Here is a 24,075-nt window from a genome sequence, read left to right as displayed (position 1 = left end):
TTTTGTGTCCGCTCAGACCTTGGGGGCCATCAGGAAAGCCGTAACCTCCGCTGCGGCGTGTTTGTTGGACAGGATGGTGTTGTGCCCGGCGCGGTCGAACAGGGCGATGCGCGCGCTGTCGGACAGTTCGGCGAAGCGCTTCACGTCCTGGACCGGGGCGGCGTAATCTTCCTTTGAATGAGCGATCAGGATCTCTTCGGTGCGGGATTCGGCGATCGGCTGCCAGGGTGTGTCGAGGTGATAGGGCGCACACAGGGCATCCAGTTCGGCAACGAAACGGTCCAGCCGGGAGCCGGACAGCCCGTAGTGCATGCCGCTCAAACGCGCCAGACGCACGAGGTCCAGCGGCGTGGAAATCATCGCGATGCGTGGTATTTTCAGCCCCTCTTCCAACGCGGCAAGGGCCGAATTTCCGGCGACGCAATGGGTTACCATGCTGTCATAGGGGCCTTCGGCGGCGACAGTGCGCAAGATCGCGTGGGTCGTATGGCGCATGGAGCAGACAGTGTGGTCCGCCTTCATATGTCCAGGCAACACAATCACATCGACCCTGGCCTGCGCCTTGTCGAGGCTGCGTAGCAGGCGGGCGAATTGCCGGTAGTGGCCGTTGTGGCCGGGCACCAACAAGACGCGCGGCCCTGTTGCGCCAGCGGGGGCATGGCGCAGCACTGCAAGGTCTGGCGCGAGCTGCACCACCTTGAAACGCTTGTCGCCACGGTCTGTCAGTCCGTCCAGAAACCCATGCGAGGCGTAAAGGGAGCGTCGCGCGAGCAACCGCGCCGTGGGCCCGGGCGCCAGCCGCGCAAGCGTCAGGAGGGCCGCGCGCCGCAGCTTGGCTTTGGGGGTGGTCGGCGTGGGGATGCCGCCGGCCGGTATCTGGCTGACCAACGATTGGTCGTGCTTTGTGACATCACTCATGTGTCGTCCTTGGTGAACGGTCGGCAGGCCTGCGTATTAAGCTTAATCGTTTACCATGAAAATGGCGTGAGTTGGGCGGTACTGTTTCCGATTTATGTAATCGTTCCTGCCGCGACGAACAGGCTTTTCGGCGCGGTGGCCGCGCTTTAGGGTGCGCGCATGTCAGATCCTCGATTCATTCACCTCCGCACCCACACCGAATATTCCCTGCTCGAAGGCGCGTTGCGCCTGAAGAAGCTGCCCGGCACCATTGCCGGGATGGGCATGCCCGCCGTGGCCGTGACGGACACCAATAACCTCTTTGCCGCGTTGGAATTTTCAGTCGGTGCGGCGGGTGCGGGCGTGCAGCCCATCATCGGCTGCCAGATGGATCTGCGCTACGTCGATCCGCAGCCGGGTGAGCGTGTCAAAGATCCCGCTCCCATCGTCCTGTTGGCCCAGACGGAACGCGGTTACGAACATTTGATGAAGCTCAACTCCTGCCTATATATGCGGCGCGACAACGAGCTTGGCCACATCACGGTCGATGAACTGGCAGAGCATTCCGAGGATATCATTTGTCTGACCGGTGGCCCGGACGGGCCGCTTGGCCGCCTGCTGCGGGTCAACGGGCGCGGTGCGGCAGAGGTGCTGCTGCGGCGGCTCGGCGATATCTTTGGCGACCGGCTTTATGTGGAGCTGCAACGCCACCCCGAAGAAGACGGCCAGTTGCCAGAGGCGGAAAAGCTGACGGAGCGTGGTCTGATCGAGATGGCCTACGAGCTGTCGATCCCGCTGGTGGCGACCAACGACGTCTATTTCCCGAAAACCGAGATGTACGAAGCCCACGACGCGATGATCTGCATCGCCGAAGGGGCGTATGTGGACCAGAACGAGCCGCGCCGCCGCCTGACCGCGCGGCATTACCTCAAGACGCCTCAAGAGATGGCCGTGCTGTTCGCCGATCTGCCCGAGGCGCTGGAAAATACCGTTGAAATCGCAAAGCGCTGCGCCTTCATGGCCTATCGCCGCGATCCGATTCTGCCGCGCTTTGCCGATGACGAGGTCGCGGAGCTGCGGCGCATGGCGAACGAGGGGCTTCAGGCGCGGCTTGCGGTGATCCCGCATGCTGTGACCGTGGAAAAATATCAGGAACGGCTGGATTTCGAGCTGGGCATTATCGAGGGTATGGGCTTCCCCGGCTACTTCCTGATCGTTGCGGATTTCATCCAATGGGCGAAGGACAACAACATTCCCGTGGGTCCGGGCCGTGGCTCTGGTGCGGGCAGTCTTGTGGCCTACGCGCTGACCGTCACCGACCTTGACCCGCTGCGCTATTCGTTGCTGTTCGAGCGCTTTTTGAACCCGGAACGTGTGTCGATGCCCGACTTCGACATCGACTTTTGCATGGATCGCCGTGAAGAGGTGATCCGCTACGTTCAGGACAAATATGGCCACGACCGCGTGGGGCAGATCATCACCTTTGGCGCGCTGCTGTCGAAGGCTGCGGTGCGGGACATGGGGCGCGTGTTGCAAATGTCCTACGGGCAGGTCGACCGCCTGTCCAAGATGATCCCGGTGGAGGGGGTCAAACCCGTGTCCATCGAACAGGCGCTGCGCGACGAGCCGCGTCTGGCCGAAGAGGCCCGCAACGAGGCCGTGGTCGACCGGCTGTTGAAATACGGTATGCAGGTCGAGGGGCTGCTGCGCTCTGCGGGGACGCACGCCGCCGGTGTTGTCATCGCCGACCGCCCGACGGATGAGCTGGTGCCGCTCTATCGCGATCCGCGTTCCGACATGCCCGCGACCCAGTTCAACATGAAATGGGTGGAACAGGCCGGTCTGGTGAAGTTCGACTTCCTCGGCCTGAAGACCCTGACCGTGGTGCAGAACGCCTGTGACCTGATCTACAAGTCGGGGCGTGATCTGCACATCGCCGCCGATGGCACCGAGCTGTACGAACCGGCGGAGGGCGGCGAAAACCAGATCAACCTCATCCCGCTGGATGACGAGATCACGTATAAGCTTTACGCTTCCGCCAAGACCGTGGCCGTGTTCCAGGTGGAATCCACGGGCATGATGGACGCGCTCAAGCGGATGAAGCCCACCTGCATCGAGGACATCGTCGCGCTTGTGGCGCTCTATCGTCCCGGCCCGATGGAGAACATCCCGACCTATTGCGAGGTGAAGAACGGGTTGAAGCCGATCACTTCGGTGCATCCGCTGATCGACCACATCCTTGAGGAAACCCAAGGTATCATCGTCTATCAGGAACAGGTGATGCAGATCGCGCAGGTCATGGCGAAATACACGCTCGGCGGCGCCGATCTGCTGCGCCGCGCCATGGGTAAGAAGATCAAGGAGGCGATGGACGCCGAACGCCCGAAATTCGTCAAAGGCGCACAGGAAAATGGCGTCGACGAGAAGAAGGCGATGGAGGTCTTTGACCTGCTGGAAAAGTTCGCCAACTACGGCTTCAACAAGTCGCACGCGGCGGCCTATGCGGTGGTATCCTATTACACCGCGTGGCTGAAGGCGAACCATGCGGTGGAATTCATGGCAGGTGTCATGAACTGCGATATCCACCTCACAGACAAGCTGTCGATTTACTTCGAAGAGGTTCGCAAGGGGCTGAAGCTGCCTTGGGTGCCGCCTTGCGTGAACCGCTCTCTGGCGTCCTTCGATGTCGTCGACCAAGAGCTGGTCTACGCCTTGGGCGCGCTCAAGAACGTGGGCCTTGAGGCGATGAACCTCGTGGTGAATGCGCGGGGGGATAAGCCGTTCTCGACCATCTTTGACTTTGCCCGCCGGGTGGAGCTGAAGAAGGTCGGCAAGCGCCCGCTGGAGATGATGGCCCGGGCGGGATGCTTTGACGTGCTGGACCCGAACCGTCGCCGGATCTTTGATTCGCTTGATGCGCTGGTGGCCTACTCTGCGGCGATCCACGAGCAAAAAGCCTCTGCGCAGGTGTCGCTGTTTGGCGAGACCGGCGATGACCTGCCGGAGCCGCGTCTGTCTCCGGTCTCCGACTGGTTGCCTGCCGAGCGACTGGCCGAAGAATTCAAGGCCGTGGGGTTCTACCTCTCCGGCCACCCGATGGACGACTACATGCCCGCGCTGAAACGCCAGGACGTTGTGACACTGGACGAGGTGACCGCCAAGGCAGAGCGCGGCCCGCTGGTGGCCAAGCTGGCCGGCGTGGTCGCGGGACGGCAGGAGCGTAAATCGGCGCGCGGCAATCGCTTTGCCTTTGCGCAGTTGTCCGATCCGACAGGCGCCTACGAGGTCACGATCTTCTCCGACACGTTGGAAAAATGCCGCGAGTATTTGGAAACAGGGTCCAAGGTGGTGGTCACGGTCGAGGCGACGATGGAATCCGACCAGCTCAAGCTGCTCGCGCGGGGCGTGACGCCGGTCGATATGATCGCGGCTCAGAGCGGGCCAATGGGGCTGCGGATCTATGTGGACACGCCGATGGCGTTCTCGTTGATCGCGGGCGTTCTGGGCGATGCCGCAGAAAAGATGCCAAAGGCCGCACGTGGTCCGGTGCATCTGCGCCTTGCCGCGCCCGGTCTGCCCGGCGAGGTGGAGATGGATCTGGAGCAGCAGTACCCCGTGACCCCCGAAATCAAGGGCGCTGTAAAATCACTAGAAGGTGTGATGGCGGTCGAAGACTTCTGATGTCCGCCGATTGGATCGGCGCCGCGCGACTTATTGCCGGGGCAAATCCCGTCTATGCCATGGCGCAGTGGACCTTGCGCGGTGCTCTGCGGTAGGAGGGGGCAAGAAGCCGAGGGAATATAATGCATAAGCTCTTTCTTGCACTTGGAACGTCTCTCGTGCTGACGGCCTGCGCGGGGGACCCCTTGCGCGATGTGCCGCGTCTGGCCGATGTCGAGGTCGCCGAGGCTGACGGTCAGGCGGGCGTCATGGCCCCCGATGGCGAAACTGCCGAGGATACGCTGCCCCAAGCAGCCACCTCGGAAAGTGCTGCTCCGCGTCGTGGTCTGCTGGGAATGCTGAAACGTCAGGCCGACGCGGCCAAGTCGCGGACGCCGGATGTGACGGACGCTGCCGAAGCCGCGCTTGACGATACCTCCACGGACGTCGCGCCTGAGCCGGAGCAAGTGGTCATGGTCGCCCCAAAGCCCACCCCGCGCAAAAGCGGTCTGGCGCGGTTGTTCGGGGCCAGCGGTGGCAGCAGCGGCGGGGGACGGGGGGGGCCCAAACCCGGTGCCCCGGATTACGAGCAGGTGCCGCTTGGCACACGCTTGCCATATGGCGAGATCGCGCGCGTCTGTGGTGTGTCCAATTCCGAGCTGGGTCAAGCGACGCAAAGCTGGCCTGAGGGTGGCAACAGCTACACGTTGTACGATAGTGCGCCCGGCAACACCGGGGCGCATATCTTTTACATGACCGGCTTTGGCGACGATTGCGCGCGTACATTCACCGCCGCTTTGGTGATGTTCGGCTCGCCGGAGACCTGGGAACAGATCCACTACGGCCCAGCGGGCGCCTCTTTGCCTGTCTCCGCGACAGACAGCGCCTATGAGGACGTGAAGTCGGGCTTTTGCCGGGTCAAGCGGGGCGAGCCGTGCGGCAAGCGCCTCCCGGCCTTGGAAAAACACACAGTTTTTGTCAGCGTTTACGAGCGTTTCGAGGACAACACCCGATGGAAGAACATCCTGCTGCATGACGGCGAAGTGGTGGCCATCGACGTTAAAGGCTAGGCAGACGCCGAGCCTTTGCAAGGAATTGTGCCGCGGCGCAGCATCTGGGGCTGGTTGTCGGCGCGCGGCTTCGGCATAGTCTTCTGGAAGTGTGAAATTCCGGAGGGCTGTCTTGGGGCTTATCGTGTTTTCCGATCTGGATGGAACGTTGCTGGACCATGGCAGCTATGCATGGGCGCCCGCCGCCCCCGCTCTGGATGCGTTGAGGGCACGCGGTGTGCCTTTGGTGCTGGCGACCTCCAAGACCTCTGCCGAGGTGGCCAGCTTGCACGCGGAACTGAAGCTGGGCGACTCCCCCGCCATTGTCGAAAACGGCGCAGGGCTGTTCCGCCCCGGTGCGAAGGCTCAGGGCGGCGACGATTACGCCCGTATCAGGCAGGCATTGGCCAATGTGACGCCTTCTCTGCGCGCCAGCTTTGAGGGGTTCGGCGATGTGGATGCCGCGCGCATCGTGGAGATGACGGGGCTGTCTGAGGACGCCGCAGCGCTGGCGCAGAAACGGCTGTTTTCTGAACCGGGACGCTGGACCGGGACCGCTGCGGACCTGAGTAATTTCAAGGAGATGTTGGCGGTCAGCGGGATTGAGGCGCGCCACGGTGGTCGGTTTCTGACCTTGTCCTTTGGTCGCACAAAGGCGGATGCCATGGCCGAGGTGAAAGCAGACCTTGGCGGCACCACCACCATCGCGCTGGGCGACGCTCCGAACGATATCGAGATGCTGGAGACGGCGGATCACGCGGTGATCGTGCGCAATGACCACGGCACCGGCCTGCCGCATTTGGCGGGCGAAGACACAGGACGCATCCGGCGCACCAAGGCGCCGGGACCAACAGGCTGGGCCGAGGCGGTGCTGGCCCTTCTGGACGAACTCGACAAGGACGCGAGCCATGGCTGACTTTCATCAGAACGGTAACATTGCCCAGTTTCACAACCTGCGTCAGCGCCCGATCGAGGAGATGGTCTATGAGATCGAAAGCTACGCGCAAACGCGCAAGATCAGCCTCGTTTTGCCCTCGCTGTTTTCCGAACTCGAAGGACCGGCGCTGGCCAATATCCTCAAAGAGTTGAGCGAAGTCAGTTATTTGCACCGTATTATCATCGGCCTTGATCGTGCCGATGAGGACCAGTTTCGGCGGGCAAAGGATTTCTTTTCGGTGCTGCCGCAGGACCATGTGGTGCTGTGGAACGACAGCCCGCGCATGACGGCCTATATGGAGAAGCTGCAAGGCCATGGCCTCGCCCCCCAAGAGCCGGGCAAGGGCAAGAACATGTGGACCTGCATGGGTTACATGATCGGCTGCGCGGACACGTCGGTCATGGCGCTGCATGACTGTGATATCGTGACATATCAAAAGGATATGCTGGCGCGACTGGTCTATCCGGTGGTCAATCCGAACTTTCGGTATCAGCTGTCCAAGGGCTATTATCCACGGATCGGCGACGGCAAGCTGAATGGTCGGGTGACGCGACTGCTTGTGTCGCCGCTGCTGATCGCGCTGAAAAAGGTGATCGGGGATCGCGATTACATCGACTACCTGCGGGCCTTTCGCTACCCGCTGTCGGGGGAGTTTGCGTTGCGCACCGGGTTGGTGCCTGACCTGCGGATTCCGTCGGACTGGGGCCTGGAAATCGGCGTATTATCAGAGGTTTGGCGGAATTCCGGCCGGCATTCGGTCTGTCAGGTGGAAATCGCCGATGCCTATGATCACAAGCATCAGGATGAATCCGAATCCGATGCGCAGGGCGGGTTGAACCGCATGTCCACGGACATCTGCAAGGCGATCTTTCGCAAACTTGCGGCGGATGGGACCGTCTTTACCGCCAACACGTTCCGCGCTCTGAAAGCGACCTATTACCGTATCGCTTTGGATTTGTTGGAGTTTTACGACAATGACGCGCGCATGAACGGGCTGACCATCGACCGGCACCGCGAGGAAAAAACCATCGAGCTGTTTGCGGAAAACATCATGGCCGCCGGGCATTTCTTCCTCGCCAAGCCGAACGAGGCACCGTTTATCCCGAACTGGAGCCGCGTGAACGCCGCGGAACCCGGGTTGGTGGCGGAATTGCACGGGATCGTGGCCGCCGACAACACGGAGTTCGCGGCGAAGCCGTTTTGATGAACCGTCATCATTGTAAACGCAGCGCGCGCCGGGGTTAATCCAGCGCGCGCTGGCTGCATGTTGGGTATCATGACCCCTCAAACCACAAGGCGGGAAGGGGTCCTTCATACTTCTGAAGCGGTGTTAACCGCTGAACCGACCGGTTTGGCGGGAAAAACCGGTCGGATGTTAACCTCTCCCGATGCCGCACCGCAGAATGTGGTAAACGGGCGCTTCTGCCGCAGCGGGATTTACGTTTTGTTCGTGATCCAGCGGCACTGATAGGGGGCGAGGGAGACGCCGTCTTCTTCGGGATGCAGGGTCTCTCCGGTCAGCAGGTCGATCCAATGCTCATCGGCGATCAGGTTCATGGCTTTCGGCGGCAGATCGACGGTTTCGGCGCTGACGTTGTGCAGGGCAAAGATCGACTGCGACCGATCCGGCGCCTGACGCCAGACGGCAAAGACGCGCGGATCAAGGTTCAGCGTGAAGTTTGTCGCGTTGGGGTGAAACGCCGCTTGCTTGGCGCGGATCTTCAGCCGCTGCGACAGCGCGCCGAGCGCCTTGGACTGCGTGCTGTCGGGATCGTCGAGCAGTTTGCGCAGTTCGGGGTAGTCCCAGCGGTGGCGGTTGATGGCCCGGTTCATGCCGCGCCGGGCCACGCCGTCGATGTCATTCTCGGTCGCCAGCATGGCGTGGATGTAGAAGGCCGGCACCCCTTCGAGGGACATGACCACGGTTTGCGAACACAGGAACCGGTCGAGGTGGTGCGCGGTGTCGCCTGTGTAGGTGCGCGCCACGGCGGAGAAGAAGGTGGCGTTCAGCTCGTAGACGGCGGTGCCGCCATCGGGCAGGGCACGCATGGAGGCGCGGCCGCCGGAGTCCATGACGGTGGAAATCATCTTGGCGATCTCTTCGTCGGGCAGCAGACCCTCGGCGGGGCGCATCCCGATGCCGTCGTGGCTGGAGGTGAAGTTGAGATAGGCGCAGCCTTGCGGCGCGGGCGGCATGGCACGCATCCAGTTGGACAGGTAATGTGCGTCGCCCGACAGAACCGCGTGCAGGATCAGCGGCGGCAGGGGGAAGTTGTAGATCCAATGCGCCTCGTTCAGCTGGCCAAAGTAGGAGAGGTTTTCGGCCTTGGGGACGTTGGTTTCGGTCAGCAGGATCACCGGCTCCTGCGCGAAATCACACAGCACGCGCAGCAGTTGCACGATGGCGTGGGTTTGCGGCAAATGGATCGAAGGTGTTCCGGGCTGTTTCCAGACGAAGGCCACGGCGTCGAGGCGGATGATCTTGACCCCCATCTCCACATGCAGGCGGATGATGCGGACCATTTCCAGCAGCACGTCGGGGTTCTTGAAGTTCAGGTCCACCTGATCGTGGCTGAACGTGCACCAGACGTGCTTGAGGCCGTTCGACGTTTCGACCTCCTGCAGCAGCGGGGTGGTGCGGGGGCGGACGACCATGGAAAGATCGTCGTCCGGCGACGCCTCAAAGAAGAATGTGTCGTAGGGCTTTTGCCCCTGCCGGTAGGCGTTGAACCATGTGCCCTGAGAGGAGACGTGGTTCATCACCAGATCGGACATCAGATCCCAATCGTCGGCAATGCGAGAGATGTCGGGCCAGTCGCCAAGCGCGGGATTGACCTTGGTGTAATCGGTGACGGCAAAGCCATCGTCGGAGGTCCAGGGAAAGAACGGCAGGATGTGCACGCCGTTGACAACGCCCTTGAGGTTCTGGTCGAGGAAGTCGCGCATCAGGTCGAGCGGTTTGTAGACGCCGTCGATCAGGCTGTCGCCATAGGTGATCAGCAGGGCGTCCTTCTGGGTCCAGAGGGTGTTGCCGGGCTTGCGTGTGCGGCCACGGGGGCGGGTGCCCTCGGGCCAGAAGGCATCGGCCACCTTTTGCGACAACGCGTCGGTGTCATGCTCCGGGTAGAGCCGCATCAGAAGCGCGTGCAGACGATTCAGCAGCGCGGTGGGTGTGGGGGGCTGTGTGTCGGGCATCTGGATGACCTCTGGTCTTGATGGATCAAGGCTATCGGCGTGACGCTGAACAGGGAACAGGGGAACCGGCAGATTGCGCGCATTCAGGGCGGGAAATGCCCGCTATTTGGGCAGGCGAGCGTCATCTTCGTGGAAACGAAAACGCCCCGCCGAGATGGCGGGGCGCTGGATGCTCAGGCGTGGCGGGGTTTAGTCGGCCAATGCCTTGTCGGTGACGACGCTGGTCCATGCGCCTTCGGGCTGCTTGGTGATGACCGGATCGGAGCCGCCGGCCAGCAGGGTTTCGACCGTGCGCTGGTAATCGGCCTCGTCCAGCGACCCGTCGGAGCCTGCGGTCAGCTTGGCCACTTCGCCCATCATGCGGATCTGGTGCGCCTCGGACTGGGCGCCGGTCTCGTCATAGTCGAGCACGATCATGGCCGCTTCTTCGGGGTTTTCCTCGGCCCATTTCCAGCCCTGCATGGAGGCATCCACAAAGCGCGCCATCTTGTCGACGAAGGCTTCGTCTTCGAGGTTTTCTTCGAGCACGTAGAGGCCGTCTTCCATGGTGGCGACGCCCTGGTCCTGGTACTTGAAGGTGATGAGCTCATCCTCGGAAACGCCCGCGTCCAGCACCTGACCGTATTCGTTGTAGGTCATGGTGGAGATGCAGTCGGCCTGACGTTGCAGCAGCGGATCGACGTTGAAACCCTGCTTCAGCACTTCGACGGAGCCTTCGGCCTTGCCATCGGTGGCGATGCCGAGCGCGGACATCCACGACAGGAACGGGTATTCGTTGCCGAAGAACCAGACGCCCAGCGTACGGTTGGCCAGACTGTCGGGACCGTCGATGCCCACGTCGCCCCAGCAGGTCAGCATCATGCCGGAGTCCTTGTAGGGCTGGGCGATGTTGACCAGCGGCAGGCCGTTTTCACGGGCGGCCAGCGCGGCGGGCATCCATTCGACGATGACGTCCGCGCCGCCGCCGGCAATGACCTGCGTGGGGGCGATGTCCGGGCCGCCGGGCATGATGGTGACGTTCAGATCGGCCTCGTCATAGTAGCCGTTTTCAAGCGCGACGTAGTAGCCCGCGAACTGTGCCTGCGTGACCCATTTGAGCTGTAGCGTGACATCATCGGCGGCGAACGCCTGGCTGGCCATCAGCGCGAGGGCGGATGCGGTGGTGAGAGTGAATTTCATGGTGACCTCCAGTTGGTTGCTCCCCCGATTCTTTGCCGGGGGATTAGGTTTGGTTTAATGTTTTCGCTGGCTTGCGTGCCAGAACGTTGCACGCTTTTCGAGCAATGAGACAAGCCCGTAAAACGCGGTGCCCGCCAAAGCGGCAGTGACGATGGCGGCCCAGACCAGGGCCAGATCAAGCTGGCCGATGGATGTGGAAATGCGGAACCCCAGCCCTTGGGTCGGGGAGCCAAAGAACTCTGCCACGATGGCGCCGACAAGCGCGAGGGTGGTGGTGATCTTCAGCCCGTTGAAGATGAAGGGCAGCGCGGCAGGCAGGCGCAGCGCGGTCAGGGTTTGCGACCAGCTGGCGGCGTAGGTCTTCATCAGGTCGCGCTGCATGCCGGTGGTTTCCGACAGGCCCGCGACAGTGTTCACCAGCATGGGGAAGTAGACCATCAGGACCACGACGGCGGCCTTTGACTGCCAGCCAAAGCCGAACCACATCACCAGGATCGGCGCGGTGCCAACGATGGGCAGCGCCGCCATGAAGTTGCCCAGCGGCAGCAGGCCACGGCGCAGATAATCAGAGCGGTCGATCAGCAGCGCCGTCAGAAAGGCCGCGCCATTGCCGATGATGTAGCCGGACAGCGCGCCCTTGAGGATGGTCTGCACGAAGTCCGCCCAGAGCATCGGGAGGTTGTTGCCAAAGGTTGTCGCGATGTCCGACGGCGGCGGGAGGATGACGGTCGGCACATCGGCGCCACGGGTGATGAGCTCCCACATGGCGATGAGCGTGATGCCAAAGATCAGCGGCACGGCGAGATGCACGGCGCGGCTTTGGCGGGCGGGGCCGTTGGCCAGCGTGGCGTTCAGCGTCCAGCCCGCGGCCCAGAGCAGCAGGGCGAGAAGGATGAGGGTCATCGGCGGGCTCCTGACCGGGGCCGTGCGGGAGGCGTGGCGGGGGTGAAAAGAATGAGTGTTTTCGAAGCAAAGACGCCGGGGCGCGCGGCGCGGTGGGAATGCTGCATCATTGGGCCATTCCCATGCGTTTGAGGGTTGCGCGCTCTGCCGCGCCGATGGCCCAGACCAGCACCGCGGCGAGGGCGGCGGCCATGATGAGGGCGGCCCAGATCTGGGCGGTCTGGCCGTAGTAGCTGCCCGCCAGCATACGCGCGCCGAGGCCGCCTTTTTGCACCGGCAGTTCGCCGACGATGGCGCCGACGAGGCTTGCGGCGATGGCGATCTTGAGCGAGGCAAAGAGGTAGGGCGTCGAGGCGGGCAGGCGCAGTTTCATCAACCTGTCGCGGGTTGAGGTAGAGTAGGTGGTCATCAGGTCCATCTGCATTGAGTCGGGGCTGCGCAGTCCTTTGACCATGCCGACCACCACCGGAAAGAAACTGAGATAGGCGGAGATCACGGCCTTTGGCAGAAGACCCTGAACGCCGACAGAGTAGAGCACGACGATGATCATCGGGGCGAGCGCCACGATGGGGATGGTCTGGCTGACGATGGCCCAGGGCATGACCGACATTTCCATCACACGGCTATGGACGATGCCGACAGCCAGCAGAATGCCAAGGCCGGTGCCGATGAGAAACCCGAGCGCCGTGGCGTTCAGCGTAATCAGTGCATGGTGCAGCAGCCCACGGGTCGAGAGCGAGCCGGAGCGGGCCAGGCCACGTCGGCCGTTGAGCTCTTCGTCGACGGTGGATTTGTAAAGCTCGGCCACCACCTGATGCGGGGCGGGCAGGCGGGGGCGGTCCAGCGACCAGCTTTCGCCCAATGCGTGGGTATTGCCGAACACCAGCGCGAGCGCGCCCGTGTCGCGACGCTCCACAGCCGAAGGGGGGGTGACGGTGACGCCAGCGCGTTCGGCGCGGGTCAGCGTGTCCTGCACGTTCATCGGCACGACAGCGATGTACCACAGGGCAAAGAGCGCCAGCAGGACGCCCACGAGGGGGGGGATGAAACGGGTCATTGGGGTCTCCACCATTCCATGCGCAAACCTGCGACGGGGTAGTCGGACATGGGGGATTTGCCGCCGATCGGGACAAAACCTTCGCGCCGGAAAAAGCTCTGGATCAGGGGATCCATGAAGGGGGTCTTGAACCACAGAAAATCGCGGTCCTGTTTGGCTTCGTTCAGCAGTTTTTGCCCGAGAGCCGATCCGCGCGTGCGCGAAAAGACGGCGCGCACCTGGGCATTTTCGGCGTCCAGCGACAGGAATGCAGCAACCGCGCCATTTGGTTCAGGGTCGGTCAAGACACGCATATGTCCGGCAAGAATCGAAAAGGTGACGCGCCGTTTGACGAAGGGGCGCGTCACGCTGCGCGGTATCCACTGGCAGCGGGCCATCCAGTCTTCGACCAGCGCGATGCAGTCCGGAATGTCGTTGGTGCAGGCCGGACGGCTTGCGTTCGGGCACGTCACGGGGGCGGGGGAGAGGGGCAAAGTGGCGGTCATGGATGTGCCGTCCAATTCATGCGGATCATGTCCGGGACACTGCGCGCCATGGCGGGGATGTGCTCGCGCGGGGCGGGGCGGATCTGGGTGTCAGGCATCTTCGTACCCCGCGCGCAGCCCTTCGCGGACGCGGTGGGCGATCTCGATGAACTCCGGCGTGTCACGGATGTCGAGGGGACGTTCGTGTGGCAGGGGGCTTTCGATCACGTCGGTGATGCGGCCGGGTCGCGGGGACATTACGACGATATGGGTCGAGAGGTAGACCGCTTCGGGGATGGAGTGGGTGACGAAGGCGATGGTCTTTTGCGTCTTGGCCCAAAGGCTGAGAAGTTCCTCGTTCAGGCGATCCCGGACGATTTCGTCAAGTGCGCCAAAGGGTTCGTCCATCAAAAGCAGGTCCGCGTCGAAGGCCAGCGCCCGCGCGATGGAGGCGCGCTGCTGCATCCCGCCGGACAGCTGCCAGGGGAATTTCTTCTCGAAGCCGGAGAGTTCCACCAGATCGAGAACCTTGGCGATGCGCTTGTTCTGTTCGGCCTTCGAGTAGCCCATGATTTCCAGCGGGAGGGCGATGTTGCGCCCGATCGTGCGCCACGGATACAGACCCGCGGCCTGAAAGACGTAGCCGTAGGCGCGGGCCTGACGGGCATCGTCGGGCGTCATGCCGTTGACCGTCAGCGTGCCGCCGGTGGGATGTTCCAGCGCGGCCATGCAGCGCAGAAACGTCGTCTTGCCACAGCCCGACGGGCCGATGAACGAGACGAATGCCCCTTTGGGGATGTCCAGTGAGACGTCTTTGAGGGCGTGGACGGGGCCGTCAGCGGTCTGGAAGGTCAGGTCGAGGTGTTTGGCCTGAATGACTGGGGTGGCTGTCATGCTCGGTTGCTCCGGGTCTTGCGGCGGGCGCGCGTGTCACGCGGGGCCGTGTCATGAAGAGGGAAAGTCAAAAGGGTATCGACGCGGTTGCCGCGCGTTGAGGCGAGTACCGCGTGGCAGGGGCGTTGGCTCATGTCGGACCCTCGTTGATGGCGGGGCCAAAGACCAGACGCGTGGACAGGCCCGTGGGCGTTCCATCCAGTTCAAGCAGCCCGTCGTAGGTTTCTGCCGGCGTGGCGCGTCGCGTGATCGACACGCTGCCGAGGCGCCCGTCGCGGCAGGTGACGGCGCCGATATGAAGCGGCGCGTTGGCGGTGCCCGAGGGCGCAGGCCGCGGATTGGCGGTGCAGCGTGTGTCCGCCAGGCGCAGGATCATGCGCCCCGGACCGGATTGCAGCGATCCGCTGGCCCCCACCGGCCCGATGGTCAGCGGCAGGTCCGTGCGTGCGCCGGTGCAGCCGGCAAGCGTCAGCGCGACGACCGGGAGCAGGTAAAGGCAGGGAAACATGTGCGGCATGGCTGGCTTTCGGCTGGCCCTGAGATCAGGTGGCGGTGGAAAAGGCGGGCGGGGGGCTGGCGCATCCCTGCGGCAAAGGACGCCCGCGCCCACGGACGTGTGACGGATCACGCGCATGATCCGTCACGTCGCCTGTGTACTGGAGCCGCCCACGCAAGGTCACCTTCGACCTTGGTTGGCTGTGGCGTGTGGCGGATCTTGTGCCAGAGCCTGAAGGGCGCGGCACGGCGTCCCACGCCCCCTGCTCTGTGCGTCGCAGAGGTGCCGACGCCTTGGCGTCGAGCCAGCTGCGCATGGTGGCAGGGTGCGCGGTGTCCTTGGCGGACACCGCATGACGCGCCGTCACCCGGCCCATCAGACGCCCGTGGCGGGGATGCCTGTGCGCTCCACCGGGCGCGGTGCTGTGAGGTCTTTCCACTTCGACAGCGCCGTGTTGGTGGGGGTGTTCGCCGGGCGCTTGATGAATTCGCCGTGGCCCTCGCGCGAGGTCAGCGTGCCGTCGGTGACGGAGACGTGGCCACGGGAGAGCACGAAGCGGGGCAGGCCTTTGACCTTCTTGCCCTCGAAGACGTTGTAGTCGATGGCGCTGGTCTGGGTTGCAGCCGAGATCGTCTTTTCCTTGTTCGGGTCGAGCACGAGGATATCGGCGTCCGATCCGACGCGGATCGCGCCCTTGCGCGGGTAGCAGTTCAGGATCTTGGCGATGTTGGTGGAGGTGACGGCAACGAACTCCTCCGGCGTCAGGCGGCCTGTGCCGACGCCTTCGGTCCAGAGCATGGGGATGCGATCCTCCAGCCCGCCGGTGCCGTTGGGGATCTTGGTGAAATCGCCGACGCCGTAGCGCTTTTGTTCCGTGGAGAACGCGCAGTGATCCGTCGCGACGACCGACAGCGACCCGGACATGAGGCCGGCCCAGAGGCTGTCCTGATGCTGCTTGTTGCGGAAAGGGGGCGACATTACGCGGCGTGCGGCGTGGTCCCAATCGGTGTTGAAGTATTCCGACTCATCCAAGGTAAGGTGCTGGATCAGCGGCTCGCCCCAGACGCGCTTGCCCTGCTGGCGGGCGCGGCGGATGGCTTCGTGCGCTTCCTCGCAGGAGACGTGCACCACGTAGAGCGGCACACCGGCCATGTCGGCGATCATGATGGCGCGGTTGGCGGCTTCGCCCTCGACCTGCGGCGGGCGGGAATAGGCGTGCGCCTCCGGCCCTGTGTTGCCTTCGGCCAGCAGCTTGGCGGAGAGTTCGGCCACAACGTCGCCGTTTTCGGCATGGACCATGGCGATCGCACCAAGCTGACCGAGGCGCTGGAACGAGGCATACATCTCGTCGTCGTTCACCATCAGCGCGCCCTTGTAGGCCATGAAGTGCTTGAAGGTGGTGATGCCGCGATCCTCGACCACGGTTTTCATCTCGTCGAACACCTGCTCGCTCCACCACGTGACGGCCATGTGGTAGGAGTAGTCGCAATGCGCGCGACCCGCCTTGTTGTCCCACATTTGCAGCGCGTCCAGCAGACCCTGACCGGGGGAGGGCAGGGCAAAGTCGATCACCATCGTGGTGCCGCCCATCAGCGCCGCCTGTGTCCCTGTGTCAAAGTTGTCGGTGGAATAGGTGCCCATGAACGGCATTTCGAGGTGGGTGTGCGGGTCGATGCCGCCGGGCATGACGTAGCAGCCTGTGGCGTCCAGCTCTGTATCGCCGGACAGCCCTTCGCCGATCTCGATGATCTTGTCGCCGTCGACGAGGACGTCCGCCTTGTAGCTGAGGTCCGCGGTGACGACTGTGCCGTTCTTGATGACGGTGCTCATGTGGTTACTCCCTGTGGTGAGTTCGGTGTGTCGGTGGTTTCGCTGCGCTTTGGCAGCCATTTTTGAATGAAATCCGCCGGGGTGTGGTGGCGCGGTGTTGCGTGGCGCGCGGTCCCTGCGCCCATGGGGGCACAGATGCGCACCGCGATGTTCAGACGGGGAAGGATGTCTTCCCGCTGGGATGGCGTCCGCGAGACCACATCGGCCTGATGGATCGGGCGGACGGGCGCCTTTGCCCCCTCCGGAGCGGCGTGGGTGATCGGACGGGTCTGCGCAACAGGCATACGGAAGCTGTCGCCAATTGTGGCGCATGTTCGTGTGACTGCCTGACTGTGGCGCATCAGTTCCCTCCTCTTGAGGCGAGCCGCGCCGCACGGGAAAGGGAGGCAGCGCGCGTCAGGGTGGCCATCGGGCCTCCCGTTGGCAACAGCGCCGACGCGCCAAGCTGGATCAGTGGCAGGCCGCTCATGCCGTGACCTTTGGTGCAACGCATGCGGGGGCTCGTGCGTTGAGGGACGAATTGCGACGAACCGACCCAGAAAAGGACACGTCATGGCCGACGCCGACACAAAGACCCTGATGCGCGAGGCGCTCGACAACATGTTCGAGACCGCCACCAACAATGGCAAGGACAGCCTTGAGGTGACGCCAGCGGAGTTGAAACAGGCCACCGAGGTCGAAGGCAAGACCCATCCCGAACCACTGGAAACCGCGCAGCATGTCCTGCATGCCGAAGCGCGGGACAGCGACGAGATCAACGGCACGACGATCAAGTTCTCGCTGCCACGCTGATGCCGTCGGGGGCAACGATGTGCCCCTGCGCCCCGTCGCCTTGATCCATGCGATGTGGATCAAGCCACAACCTCCGCTGTTTCCAGCACCGCGTGCAACAGCACGTCGGTGCCCGCCTTGGCCCAGTCCTTCGAGATGTCTTCGGCCTCGTTGTGCGACAACCCGTCGACGCAGGGGCACATGATCATCGCGGTCGGAGCCACGTCATTGATCCAGCAGGCGTCGTGGCCCGCGCCAGAGACAATTTTCATGTGGCTCAGGCCGAGACGTTCCACTGCGTTGCGCACGGCACTCACGCAGCCCTCGTCAAAGGTGACGGGGTCGAAATGGCCGGAGGGTTCGATGGACAGGCCAAGGCCCAGCTCATCGGCGATCTCCTTGGCTTTCACCTCGAATTGCGAGCGCATGGAGGTCAGCTTTTCCAGGTCCGGGGACCGGAAATCCACGGTGAAGACGACCTTGCCGGGGATCACGTTGCGCGAGTTGGGATAGACATCGCAGTGGCCGACGGCACCCACCGCGTGGGGCTGATGGGCCATCGCGATCTGGTGGGCCGCCTCGGTCATGCGCGCCATGCCCAGTCCGGCGTTCACGCGCATGTTCATCGGTGTTGATCCGGTGTGCGCGTCCTTGCCGGTGACGGTGCATTCCAGCCACCACAGGCCTTGGCCATGGGTCACGACGCCGATGTCCTTGCCTTCGGCTTCGAGAATCGGGCCCTGTTCGATGTGCAGCTCGAACATGGCGTGCATCTTGCGGTCGCCGACCTTTTCGTCCCCCTTCCAGCCGATGCGCTCCAGCTCCGCGCCGAATGTCTTGCCGTCCGCATCTTCGCGGTCGTAGGCCCACTCAAGGGTGTGCTTGCCCGCGAACACGCCGGAGGCCATCATGGCCGGGGCAAAGCGCGTGCCCTCCTCGTTGGTCCAGTTGGTCAGCACGATGGGGTGTTTCGTCTGGATGTTCAGGTCGTTCAGCGTGCGCAGCACTTCGAGACCGCCAAGAACCCCCAGCACGCCATCGTATTTGCCGCCGGTGGGCTGGGTGTCGAGGTGGCTGCCCATGTAGACCGGCAGCGCGTCGGGATCAGTGCCTTCGCGCCGGGCGAACATGTTGCCCATCTCGTCGACGCCCATGGTGCATCCCGCGGCCTCGCACCACTTTTGATACAGGGCGCGGCCCTCGGCGTCCGCGTCCGTCAGGGTCTGGCGGTTGTTGCCGCCTGCAATGCCGGGTCCGATTTTGGCCATGTCCATCAGGCTGTCCCAAAGACGGTCCCCGTTGATGGTCATGTTCGCCGCGAGGTTTGCCGAAGCTGATGCCATTTTATACACTCCCGGTTGGTTGCCCCTTTTTGGGGTCCTTGCAATTTGACCAAGTGGTCAAAACAACGCTACCAAAGGTCGAGTTTCAGTCAAGCGTTCCGCTGCCAGTAACGGCGTTTGCATAAAGATTAAGCATAAGAGGCCGAGATATGGACGGGAAATTGGCGACACCACGACCGGGTGAACCGAAACGGACGGGAACACGCATCCAGAAAGAAAAGCGCGCCGCCATTCTGGAGGCTGGTCTGACGGTCTTTGCCGAGGCCGGATTTCGCGGCGCCACGCTGGACCGCATCGCAGGAGAGGCGGGTCTCTCGAAGCCGAACCTGCTGTATTATTACCCGTCGAAAGAGGCCATCTACGACGCGCTCTTGCGCGATTTGCTGGCGAACTGGCTCAATCCGCTCAAGTGTCTGGACCCTGAGGGCGAGCCGGTGACGGAACTTTTGGCCTATGTCCGCCGCAAGCTGGAGATGAGTCGCGATTTTCCGAGAGAAAGCAGGCTGTTCGCCAACGAGATCCTCTCGGGCGCGCCGGAGATCCTGCCGGTTCTCGAGGGGGAGTTGCGCGAATTGGTCGAAAAGACTGCGCTGGTGATCGACGGTTGGGTGGCGGACGGGCGACTTGCCCCGGTCGACCCGCGGCACCTGCTGTTTTCGATCTGGGCGCAGACGCAGCATTATGCGGATTTCGATGTGCAGGTGCGCGCGGTGCTGGGTGGGCCGGATTTCGACGGCGCAGCGCGGCATCTGGACTTGATGTTTCGCCGGATCTTGGAAGTCTGAGGACCGCTGAAGACATGACGCGCGTGCCAGCGGAGACAGTGTTTGCCCGTCGGCTTTGGCTCGAAAACAGCGCGGCGCGCGCAAGATGCCGATCCTGCGCGCGCCAATGGTCAAGTCACACCAAAGCGGTTATTCGGCGGCCTGCGCCGACGGGTTGTTGGGGTGCTGTGTCCAGTTGCCCGGTTCGGCAGAGACTTCGCGGCCCGTGCGGGGATCGACGACGCCGGGGGCGAGCTCTTCCATCGTGATGCAGTTTTCCACCGGACAGACATCGACGCAGAGGTTGCAGGCCACGCATTCCGCGTCGTTGACCTCGAACGTGCGGTCCTCGTGCATCCAGATTGCCTGGTGGGAGGTGTCCTCGCAGGCGGCAAAGCAGCGGCCGCATTTGATGCAATCGTCCTGGCTGATCCGTGCCTTTGTCACGTAGTTGAGGTTCAGATACTGCCAGTCTGTGACGTTCGGGACGCCCTTGCCGATGAAGTCAGACGTGCTGGTGTAGCCCTTTTCATCCATCCACTGCGACAGGCCGCGCTTCATCTCTTCGACGATCTTGAAGCCGTAGGTCATGGCGGCGGTGCAGACCTGCACGTTGCCCGCGCCCATGACCATGAATTCGGCGGCATCGCGCCACGTGGTCACGCCGCCGATGCCGGAAATCGGCAGGCCGTGGGTGTTCGGATCGCGGGCGATTTCGGCGACCATGTTCAGGGCAATGGGTTTGACCGCGGGGCCGCAATAGCCGCCGTGGGTGCCCTTGCCGTCGATGGTCGGTTCAGGCGCAAACAGGTCGAGGTCCACGGAGGTGATGGAGTTGATCGTGTTGATCAGCGAAACCGCATCCGCGCCGCCATTCTTGGCCGCCTGTGCCGGGCCGCGAATGTCGGTGATGTTGGGTGTCAGTTTCACGATGACGGGGCGGTCGTAATACTGCTTGCACCAGCGGGTGACCATCTCGATGTATTCCGGCACCTGACCCACGGCGGACCCCATGCCGCGTTCCGCCATGCCGTGCGGGCAACCGAAGTTCAGCTCGATCCCGTCGGCGCCGGTTTCCATGACGCGGGGCAGGATGGCCTTCCACGACGCCTCGTCACAGGGCACCATGATGGAGGCGATCAGCGCGCGATCGGGATAGTCGGCTTTGACGCGCGCCATTTCCTCGAGGTTGGTTTCCAGCGGGCGGTCGGTGATCAGCTCGATGTTGTTGAGCCCCATCAGGCGACGGTCTGCGCCGTAGATCGCGCCGTAGCGCGGGCCATTGACGTTGACCACGGGCGGACCTTCGGCGCCGAGGGTCTTCCAGACCACGCCGCCCCAGCCGGCCTCGAACGCGCGGCGAACGTTGTATTCCTTGTCCGTGGGCGGCGCCGAGGCCAGCCAGAACGGGTTGGGAGATTTGATGCCGATGAAATCAGTGGTAAGGTCAGCCATGGGTGTGCTCCTTGAGGGCCGCGCCTTTGGCACGCGTGTCGTCTGAGTGTTCGGAAAGCAGGGAAACCGGGATCATTGCGCTGTGCCCATGAGGGTCGCGTGAATGTCCTCGGCGGCATCGCGGCCATCGGCGACGGCGACCACTGTGAGGTCTTCGCCCTTGGTGCAATCGCCGCCGGCCCAGACGCCCTCGGCCGAGGTGCGACCCGCGCCGGTGACGGCGATCTTGCCGTGGTCCAGATCGGGGCCGTCGAAGGCCGCGAAGGTCTGGCCGATGGCGCGGAACACCTGGTCGGCGCGCAGGCGGAGGGTTTCGCCGGTGCCCTTGAGCTTGCCGTTCTCGGAGGTGGTGTATTCCAGTTCGATCTCCGTGGCGGTGCCATTGCCGTGGATGGCCTTTGGCATGGTCTCAGCCAGGATGCGCACGCCCTTGGCGGTGGCGAGGTCCTGTTCGTAGCGGCTGGCAGGCATTTCGGCCTGCGTCCGACGGTAGGAGATGGTGACGTTTTCCGCGCCCAGCAGCTTTGCCTGAACGGCGGCGTCTACGGCGGTCATGCCGCCACCGATGACAACGACGTCGCGGCCAATGGTCAGTTTCGACAGGTCGGCGGCCTGACGGAGGTCCTCGATGAAGGAAACGGCGTCGGCCACGCCGCCCTTGTCGTTGCCGTCGCAGGTAAGGGCGTTGACCGCGCCGAGGCCGATCCCGAGAAAGACCGCGTCGAAGTCGGTTTGCAGCTCGTTGAGCGTGAAATCTTCGCCCAGTTTGCGGCCGGTGTGCAGGGTGATTCCGCCGATCTGCATCAGCCAGTCGACCTCGCGCGCGGCAAAGTCCTCGGTCGATTTATAGGCGGCGATGCCGTATTCGTTCAGGCCGCCGGGCTTTGGCTTGGCGTCGAACAGGCTGACCGTGTGGCCATGCATCGCCAGACGGTGCGCACAGGCGAGGCCCGCAGGCCCGGCCCCGACGACAGCGACGGTCTTGCCGGTTTCAGCCGCGCGGGTGAACGGATGCCTGTTGGCGCGCATCACGGCGTCAGTCGCGTAGCGTTGCAGGCGCCCGATCTCCACCGGTTTGTGCTCTGCGGTCATCCGCACGCAGGCCTCTTCGCAGAGCGTCTCTGTGGGGCAGACGCGGGCGCACATGCCGCCAAGGATGTTCTGTTCGAGAATGGTGCGGGCCGAGGCCTCCGGCTGTCCGGTGCTGATCTGGCGGATGAACAGCGGGATGTCGATGTCCGTCGGACAGGCGGTCACGCATGGTGCATCATGGCAGAAGTAGCACCGGTCGGCCGCGACGGCAGCCTCGTGCGGATCAAGCGGCGCGTGCAGATCCGAGAAGTTGTCGACGAGCGTCGTGGTATCGAGGCGGCTTGCGGCCAGTCCCGGTGTGCGGGGGCTGTTCATGGCTGGCGTCTCCCTGTGGTGATTTGCTGTTGTTGTTGCAAACACAGTGCCACAGGTTGAAATTTTATCAATTGGTAAAAAATGGAATGAGGGCGGTTTCCGTGGAGTTTGCTTATTTATCGGGCAGGCGTGCTTGTCGCTGTCGCGTCGCAGAGTTTTTTACAGTCCGTCACAGAAACTTTTACAGCAACGCGGTTTTTGGCAGGGGGGCTTGAACCCCTTGAAGCCCTCCTTGCCGTCCGATGCTCATCCCGCCCGTCAGGTTCGTGGCGTTGATCACATGGCCGTCGAAGTCGTTGCCGTTCACCAGCCCGCCCATCACGTCCATGTCCACCGCCTGCGCATAGATGCCAGCAAACCACTTGTGACATGGCCCCGGCGACCGCTTCGGTAATCGGACCCGCCCCGGGCATCTGCGCGCTACGGATTGCAACCGCATCCTCCGGAACGCTTGAATCCTTATGGCGCAGCGCGGCGATGCACCGCCTGACCAGGTCCGCGGAGCGGTGGACCTCTGTGGGCGACAGTGGCAGGATCACGCAAACACTTGATGGGAAAGACAGGTATGAGCGCAGTTCAGACGTTATCACAGACGCGGTGTATTCTTGGTGAAGGGGCGCTCTGGCATCCTGAGCGCGGCTCTTTCTTCTGGTTCGATATCCTCGGGCACAAGCTGTTCGAGCATGACGGGTCGGCGCAGCGGGAGTGGTCCTTTGACCGTGCGGTATCTGCTGCGGGTTGGATTGATGGCGGCAAACTGCTGGTGGCCTCCGAAGTGGATCTGTTTGTCTTTGATCTCGACACCGGCGCAGCAGAACACATCGTTCCGCTGGAAGCGGATCAACCGGCGAACCGATCCAATGACGGTCGGGCCGATCCCTTTGGCGGCTTCTGGATCGGCACAATGGGCTACGCCTGTGAGCAGGGCGCGGGGGCGATCTACCGCTATTATCGCGGTGAGTTGCGCAAAATCGTGCCCGACATCACGATCACCAACGCGATCTGCTTTGCGCCGGACGGACGCAGCGCCTATTTCGGCGATACGCCGAAACAGACCATCTGGCGCGTCGCTTTGGATGATGAGGGCTGGCCCGTGGGGGACCGTGAGGTGTTCGTCGACATGAGCGCGGAGCCCGGCGTTCAGCCCGACGGTGCGGTGATCGATACGGCGGGCCGCTTGTGGACGGCCCAGTGGGGCATGTCGCGTGTGGCCTGCTACGGCACGGACGGGACGCTGGATCATGTGGTGCCGATGCCGGCGGAGCAGGTGAGCTGCCCCAGCTTTGGCGGGCCGGATCGGCGCCGGCTGTTCGTAACCTCAGCCTTCGAAGGTTTGCCGGAAGGGCAGGCCGGGGGCCAGACATACTACGTCGATCTGGACGGGGTGCAGGGGCAAAAAGAGCACCGGGTGCTCCTTTAGACGATCAGTCTTACCCAGCAGCGATGCCTGGCGCCCGAGTGAGATCGCGGTGCGCAACGGACGCGGGGCTGCGAAATGTCGGGTGGCTGCGCCGGCCCTTTTCACCTGCGAGGCCTGCCCGCGCCATCGCGAGCATGAATGCGGGCCGGACTTCATCGGCGGGCTCGATCCGATCCATCGCGCGGCGCTGACCCGGATGGAAGGGCGCAGCCATCTGCAGCTGAAAACGGCGCGGAGCGCTTGTTGGTAGGGTCGGGTGGCACTGGGTTGCCTTGCCTTACCCTGACCTTGCCGCTTCGGCCCAAGCCGATTGACGTCTCTGTGCAGGTCTTGCCCGGCGGGAGGGCGCTGTTG

21 protein-coding genes are annotated in these 24,075 nt (G+C 63.3%); 7 read left to right on the top strand and 14 right to left on the bottom strand.

From position 1 onward, the window contains the following. Positions 1-12 precede the first annotated feature (12 nt). Positions 13-918 carry an alpha/beta fold hydrolase gene (locus tag J4E08_RS15880; RefSeq protein WP_349539340.1) on the bottom strand — a complete coding sequence of 302 codons (906 nt, stop codon included), beginning with the start codon at positions 916-918 and terminating at the stop codon, positions 13-15. A 159-nt stretch (positions 919-1,077) separates the two neighbouring features. Between J4E08_RS15880 and dnaE the strand changes: the two genes are divergently transcribed. From dnaE to J4E08_RS15860, 4 genes are all read left to right on the top strand, one after another. After that, the gene (dnaE, locus tag J4E08_RS15875; protein WP_349539339.1) at positions 1,078-4,578 is read left to right on the top strand and encodes a DNA polymerase III subunit alpha; all 3,501 of its coding nucleotides are present in this window, start codon (positions 1,078-1,080) and stop codon (positions 4,576-4,578) included. A gap of 122 nt (positions 4,579-4,700) precedes the next feature. Next, on the top strand, positions 4,701-5,627 hold the full coding sequence (locus tag J4E08_RS15870) for a hypothetical protein (RefSeq protein ID WP_349539338.1): 927 nt from the start codon (positions 4,701-4,703) through the stop codon (positions 5,625-5,627). Between the two features lie 112 nt (positions 5,628-5,739). Then, positions 5,740-6,522, top strand: coding sequence for an HAD-IIB family hydrolase (locus J4E08_RS15865; protein WP_349539337.1), 783 nt, complete (start codon positions 5,740-5,742; stop codon positions 6,520-6,522). Beyond that, positions 6,515-7,747, top strand: a complete 1,233-nt coding sequence (locus J4E08_RS15860; protein ID WP_349539336.1) for a glycosyltransferase family protein — start codon at positions 6,515-6,517, stop codon at positions 7,745-7,747. The genes J4E08_RS15865 and J4E08_RS15860 overlap by 8 nt, the downstream gene beginning before the upstream one ends. 233 nt (positions 7,748-7,980) lie before the next feature. On the opposite strand, the gene J4E08_RS15855 is transcribed toward J4E08_RS15860, so the two are convergent. The 9 genes from J4E08_RS15855 to J4E08_RS15815 form a co-directional block, all read right to left on the bottom strand. Continuing rightward, a complete protein-coding gene (locus J4E08_RS15855; RefSeq protein ID WP_349539335.1) occupies positions 7,981-9,738 on the bottom strand; it encodes an alpha-amylase family glycosyl hydrolase in 1,758 nt (585 codons plus the stop codon). 189 nt (positions 9,739-9,927) lie between these two features. Beyond that, entirely contained in the window at positions 9,928-10,917 is a 990-nt protein-coding gene (locus J4E08_RS15850) for an ABC transporter substrate-binding protein (RefSeq protein WP_349539334.1), read from the bottom strand. Between the two features lie 54 nt (positions 10,918-10,971). After that, positions 10,972-11,820, bottom strand: coding sequence for an ABC transporter permease (locus J4E08_RS15845; protein WP_349539333.1), 849 nt, complete (start codon positions 11,818-11,820; stop codon positions 10,972-10,974). Positions 11,821-11,926: 106 nt separating this feature from the next. Beyond that, a complete protein-coding gene (locus J4E08_RS15840) occupies positions 11,927-12,877 on the bottom strand; it encodes an ABC transporter permease (protein ID WP_349539331.1) in 951 nt (316 codons plus the stop codon). Beyond that, positions 12,874-13,362 carry a GNAT family N-acetyltransferase gene (locus tag J4E08_RS15835; protein ID WP_349539330.1) on the bottom strand — a complete coding sequence of 163 codons (489 nt, stop codon included), beginning with the start codon at positions 13,360-13,362 and terminating at the stop codon, positions 12,874-12,876. Before J4E08_RS15835 ends, J4E08_RS15840 begins: the two co-directional genes overlap by 4 nt. Positions 13,363-13,452: 90 nt before the next feature. Beyond that, positions 13,453-14,235, bottom strand: a complete 783-nt coding sequence (locus J4E08_RS15830; protein WP_183967816.1) for an ABC transporter ATP-binding protein — start codon at positions 14,233-14,235, stop codon at positions 13,453-13,455. A 130-nt stretch (positions 14,236-14,365) separates the two neighbouring features. Beyond that, the gene (locus J4E08_RS15825; protein WP_349539329.1) at positions 14,366-14,752 is read right to left on the bottom strand and encodes a hypothetical protein; all 387 of its coding nucleotides are present in this window, start codon (positions 14,750-14,752) and stop codon (positions 14,366-14,368) included. A gap of 354 nt (positions 14,753-15,106) precedes the next feature. Further along, entirely contained in the window at positions 15,107-16,561 is a 1,455-nt protein-coding gene (hydA, locus tag J4E08_RS15820) for a dihydropyrimidinase (RefSeq protein WP_349539328.1), read from the bottom strand. Beyond that, positions 16,558-16,902 (bottom strand): hypothetical protein, encoded by a 345-nt coding sequence (locus J4E08_RS15815; RefSeq protein ID WP_349539327.1) that lies wholly within the window; start codon positions 16,900-16,902, stop codon positions 16,558-16,560. The genes hydA and J4E08_RS15815 overlap by 4 nt, the downstream gene beginning before the upstream one ends. Before the next feature lie 211 nt (positions 16,903-17,113). Between J4E08_RS15815 and J4E08_RS15810 the strand changes: the two genes are divergently transcribed. After that, positions 17,114-17,353: a hypothetical protein gene (locus tag J4E08_RS15810; protein WP_349539326.1), complete on the top strand. Its 240-nt coding sequence runs from the start codon at positions 17,114-17,116 to the stop codon at positions 17,351-17,353. A gap of 59 nt (positions 17,354-17,412) precedes the next feature. Here the strand turns inward: J4E08_RS15810 and J4E08_RS15805 are convergent, their stop codons facing one another. Then, positions 17,413-18,675, bottom strand: a complete 1,263-nt coding sequence (locus tag J4E08_RS15805; RefSeq protein ID WP_349539325.1) for a Zn-dependent hydrolase — start codon at positions 18,673-18,675, stop codon at positions 17,413-17,415. 149 nt (positions 18,676-18,824) lie between these two features. Here J4E08_RS15805 and J4E08_RS15800 point away from each other — a divergent pair, with 149 nt between their 5' ends. Then, a complete protein-coding gene (locus J4E08_RS15800) occupies positions 18,825-19,460 on the top strand; it encodes a TetR family transcriptional regulator C-terminal domain-containing protein (protein ID WP_349539324.1) in 636 nt (211 codons plus the stop codon). A 129-nt stretch (positions 19,461-19,589) separates the two neighbouring features. On the opposite strand, the gene preA is transcribed toward J4E08_RS15800, so the two are convergent. From preA to J4E08_RS15785, 3 genes are all read right to left on the bottom strand, one after another. Continuing rightward, positions 19,590-20,894, bottom strand: a complete 1,305-nt coding sequence (gene preA, locus J4E08_RS15795) for an NAD-dependent dihydropyrimidine dehydrogenase subunit PreA (RefSeq protein WP_349539323.1) — start codon at positions 20,892-20,894, stop codon at positions 19,590-19,592. 72 nt (positions 20,895-20,966) lie between these two features. Further along, entirely contained in the window at positions 20,967-22,301 is a 1,335-nt protein-coding gene (locus tag J4E08_RS15790; protein WP_349539322.1) for an NAD(P)-dependent oxidoreductase, read from the bottom strand. 181 nt (positions 22,302-22,482) lie between these two features. After that, on the bottom strand, positions 22,483-22,629 hold the full coding sequence (locus J4E08_RS15785; RefSeq protein ID WP_349539321.1) for a hypothetical protein: 147 nt from the start codon (positions 22,627-22,629) through the stop codon (positions 22,483-22,485). 237 nt (positions 22,630-22,866) lie between these two features. Between J4E08_RS15785 and J4E08_RS15780 the strand changes: the two genes are divergently transcribed. Next, complete coding sequence (locus J4E08_RS15780) at positions 22,867-23,721, top strand: SMP-30/gluconolactonase/LRE family protein (protein WP_349539320.1); 855 nt, start codon at positions 22,867-22,869, stop codon at positions 23,719-23,721. Positions 23,722-24,075 lie beyond the last annotated feature (354 nt).

This window comes from Sagittula sp. NFXS13 (assembly GCF_040148795.1).
GTDB lineage: Bacteria > Pseudomonadota > Alphaproteobacteria > Rhodobacterales > Rhodobacteraceae > Sagittula > Sagittula marina.
This window is presented reverse-complemented; position numbering and strand designations above follow the sequence as displayed.

Coding starts and splice junctions, on each gene's coding strand:
- J4E08_RS15825 (WP_349539329.1), bottom strand. CDS start 14,752: ATGCCGCACATGTTTCCCTGCCTTTACCTGCTCCCGGTCGTCGCGCTG.
- dnaE (WP_349539339.1), top strand. CDS start 1,078: ATGTCAGATCCTCGATTCATTCACCTCCGCACCCACACCGAATATTCC.
- J4E08_RS15840 (WP_349539331.1), bottom strand. CDS start 12,877: ATGACCCGTTTCATCCCCCCCCTCGTGGGCGTCCTGCTGGCGCTCTTT.
- preA (WP_349539323.1), bottom strand. CDS start 20,894: ATGGCTGACCTTACCACTGATTTCATCGGCATCAAATCTCCCAACCCG.
- J4E08_RS15780 (WP_349539320.1), top strand. CDS start 22,867: ATGAGCGCAGTTCAGACGTTATCACAGACGCGGTGTATTCTTGGTGAA.
- hydA (WP_349539328.1), bottom strand. CDS start 16,561: ATGAGCACCGTCATCAAGAACGGCACAGTCGTCACCGCGGACCTCAGC.
- J4E08_RS15880 (WP_349539340.1), bottom strand. CDS start 918: ATGAGTGATGTCACAAAGCACGACCAATCGTTGGTCAGCCAGATACCG.
- J4E08_RS15850 (WP_349539334.1), bottom strand. CDS start 10,917: ATGAAATTCACTCTCACCACCGCATCCGCCCTCGCGCTGATGGCCAGC.
- J4E08_RS15810 (WP_349539326.1), top strand. CDS start 17,114: ATGGCCGACGCCGACACAAAGACCCTGATGCGCGAGGCGCTCGACAAC.
- J4E08_RS15860 (WP_349539336.1), top strand. CDS start 6,515: ATGGCTGACTTTCATCAGAACGGTAACATTGCCCAGTTTCACAACCTG.
- J4E08_RS15870 (WP_349539338.1), top strand. CDS start 4,701: ATGCATAAGCTCTTTCTTGCACTTGGAACGTCTCTCGTGCTGACGGCC.
- J4E08_RS15800 (WP_349539324.1), top strand. CDS start 18,825: ATGGACGGGAAATTGGCGACACCACGACCGGGTGAACCGAAACGGACG.
- J4E08_RS15835 (WP_349539330.1), bottom strand. CDS start 13,362: ATGACCGCCACTTTGCCCCTCTCCCCCGCCCCCGTGACGTGCCCGAAC.
- J4E08_RS15790 (WP_349539322.1), bottom strand. CDS start 22,301: ATGAACAGCCCCCGCACACCGGGACTGGCCGCAAGCCGCCTCGATACC.
- J4E08_RS15815 (WP_349539327.1), bottom strand. CDS start 16,902: ATGCGCCACAGTCAGGCAGTCACACGAACATGCGCCACAATTGGCGAC.
- J4E08_RS15830 (WP_183967816.1), bottom strand. CDS start 14,235: ATGACAGCCACCCCAGTCATTCAGGCCAAACACCTCGACCTGACCTTC.
- J4E08_RS15855 (WP_349539335.1), bottom strand. CDS start 9,738: ATGCCCGACACACAGCCCCCCACACCCACCGCGCTGCTGAATCGTCTG.
- J4E08_RS15845 (WP_349539333.1), bottom strand. CDS start 11,820: ATGACCCTCATCCTTCTCGCCCTGCTGCTCTGGGCCGCGGGCTGGACG.
- J4E08_RS15785 (WP_349539321.1), bottom strand. CDS start 22,629: ATGGACGTGATGGGCGGGCTGGTGAACGGCAACGACTTCGACGGCCAT.
- J4E08_RS15805 (WP_349539325.1), bottom strand. CDS start 18,675: ATGGCATCAGCTTCGGCAAACCTCGCGGCGAACATGACCATCAACGGG.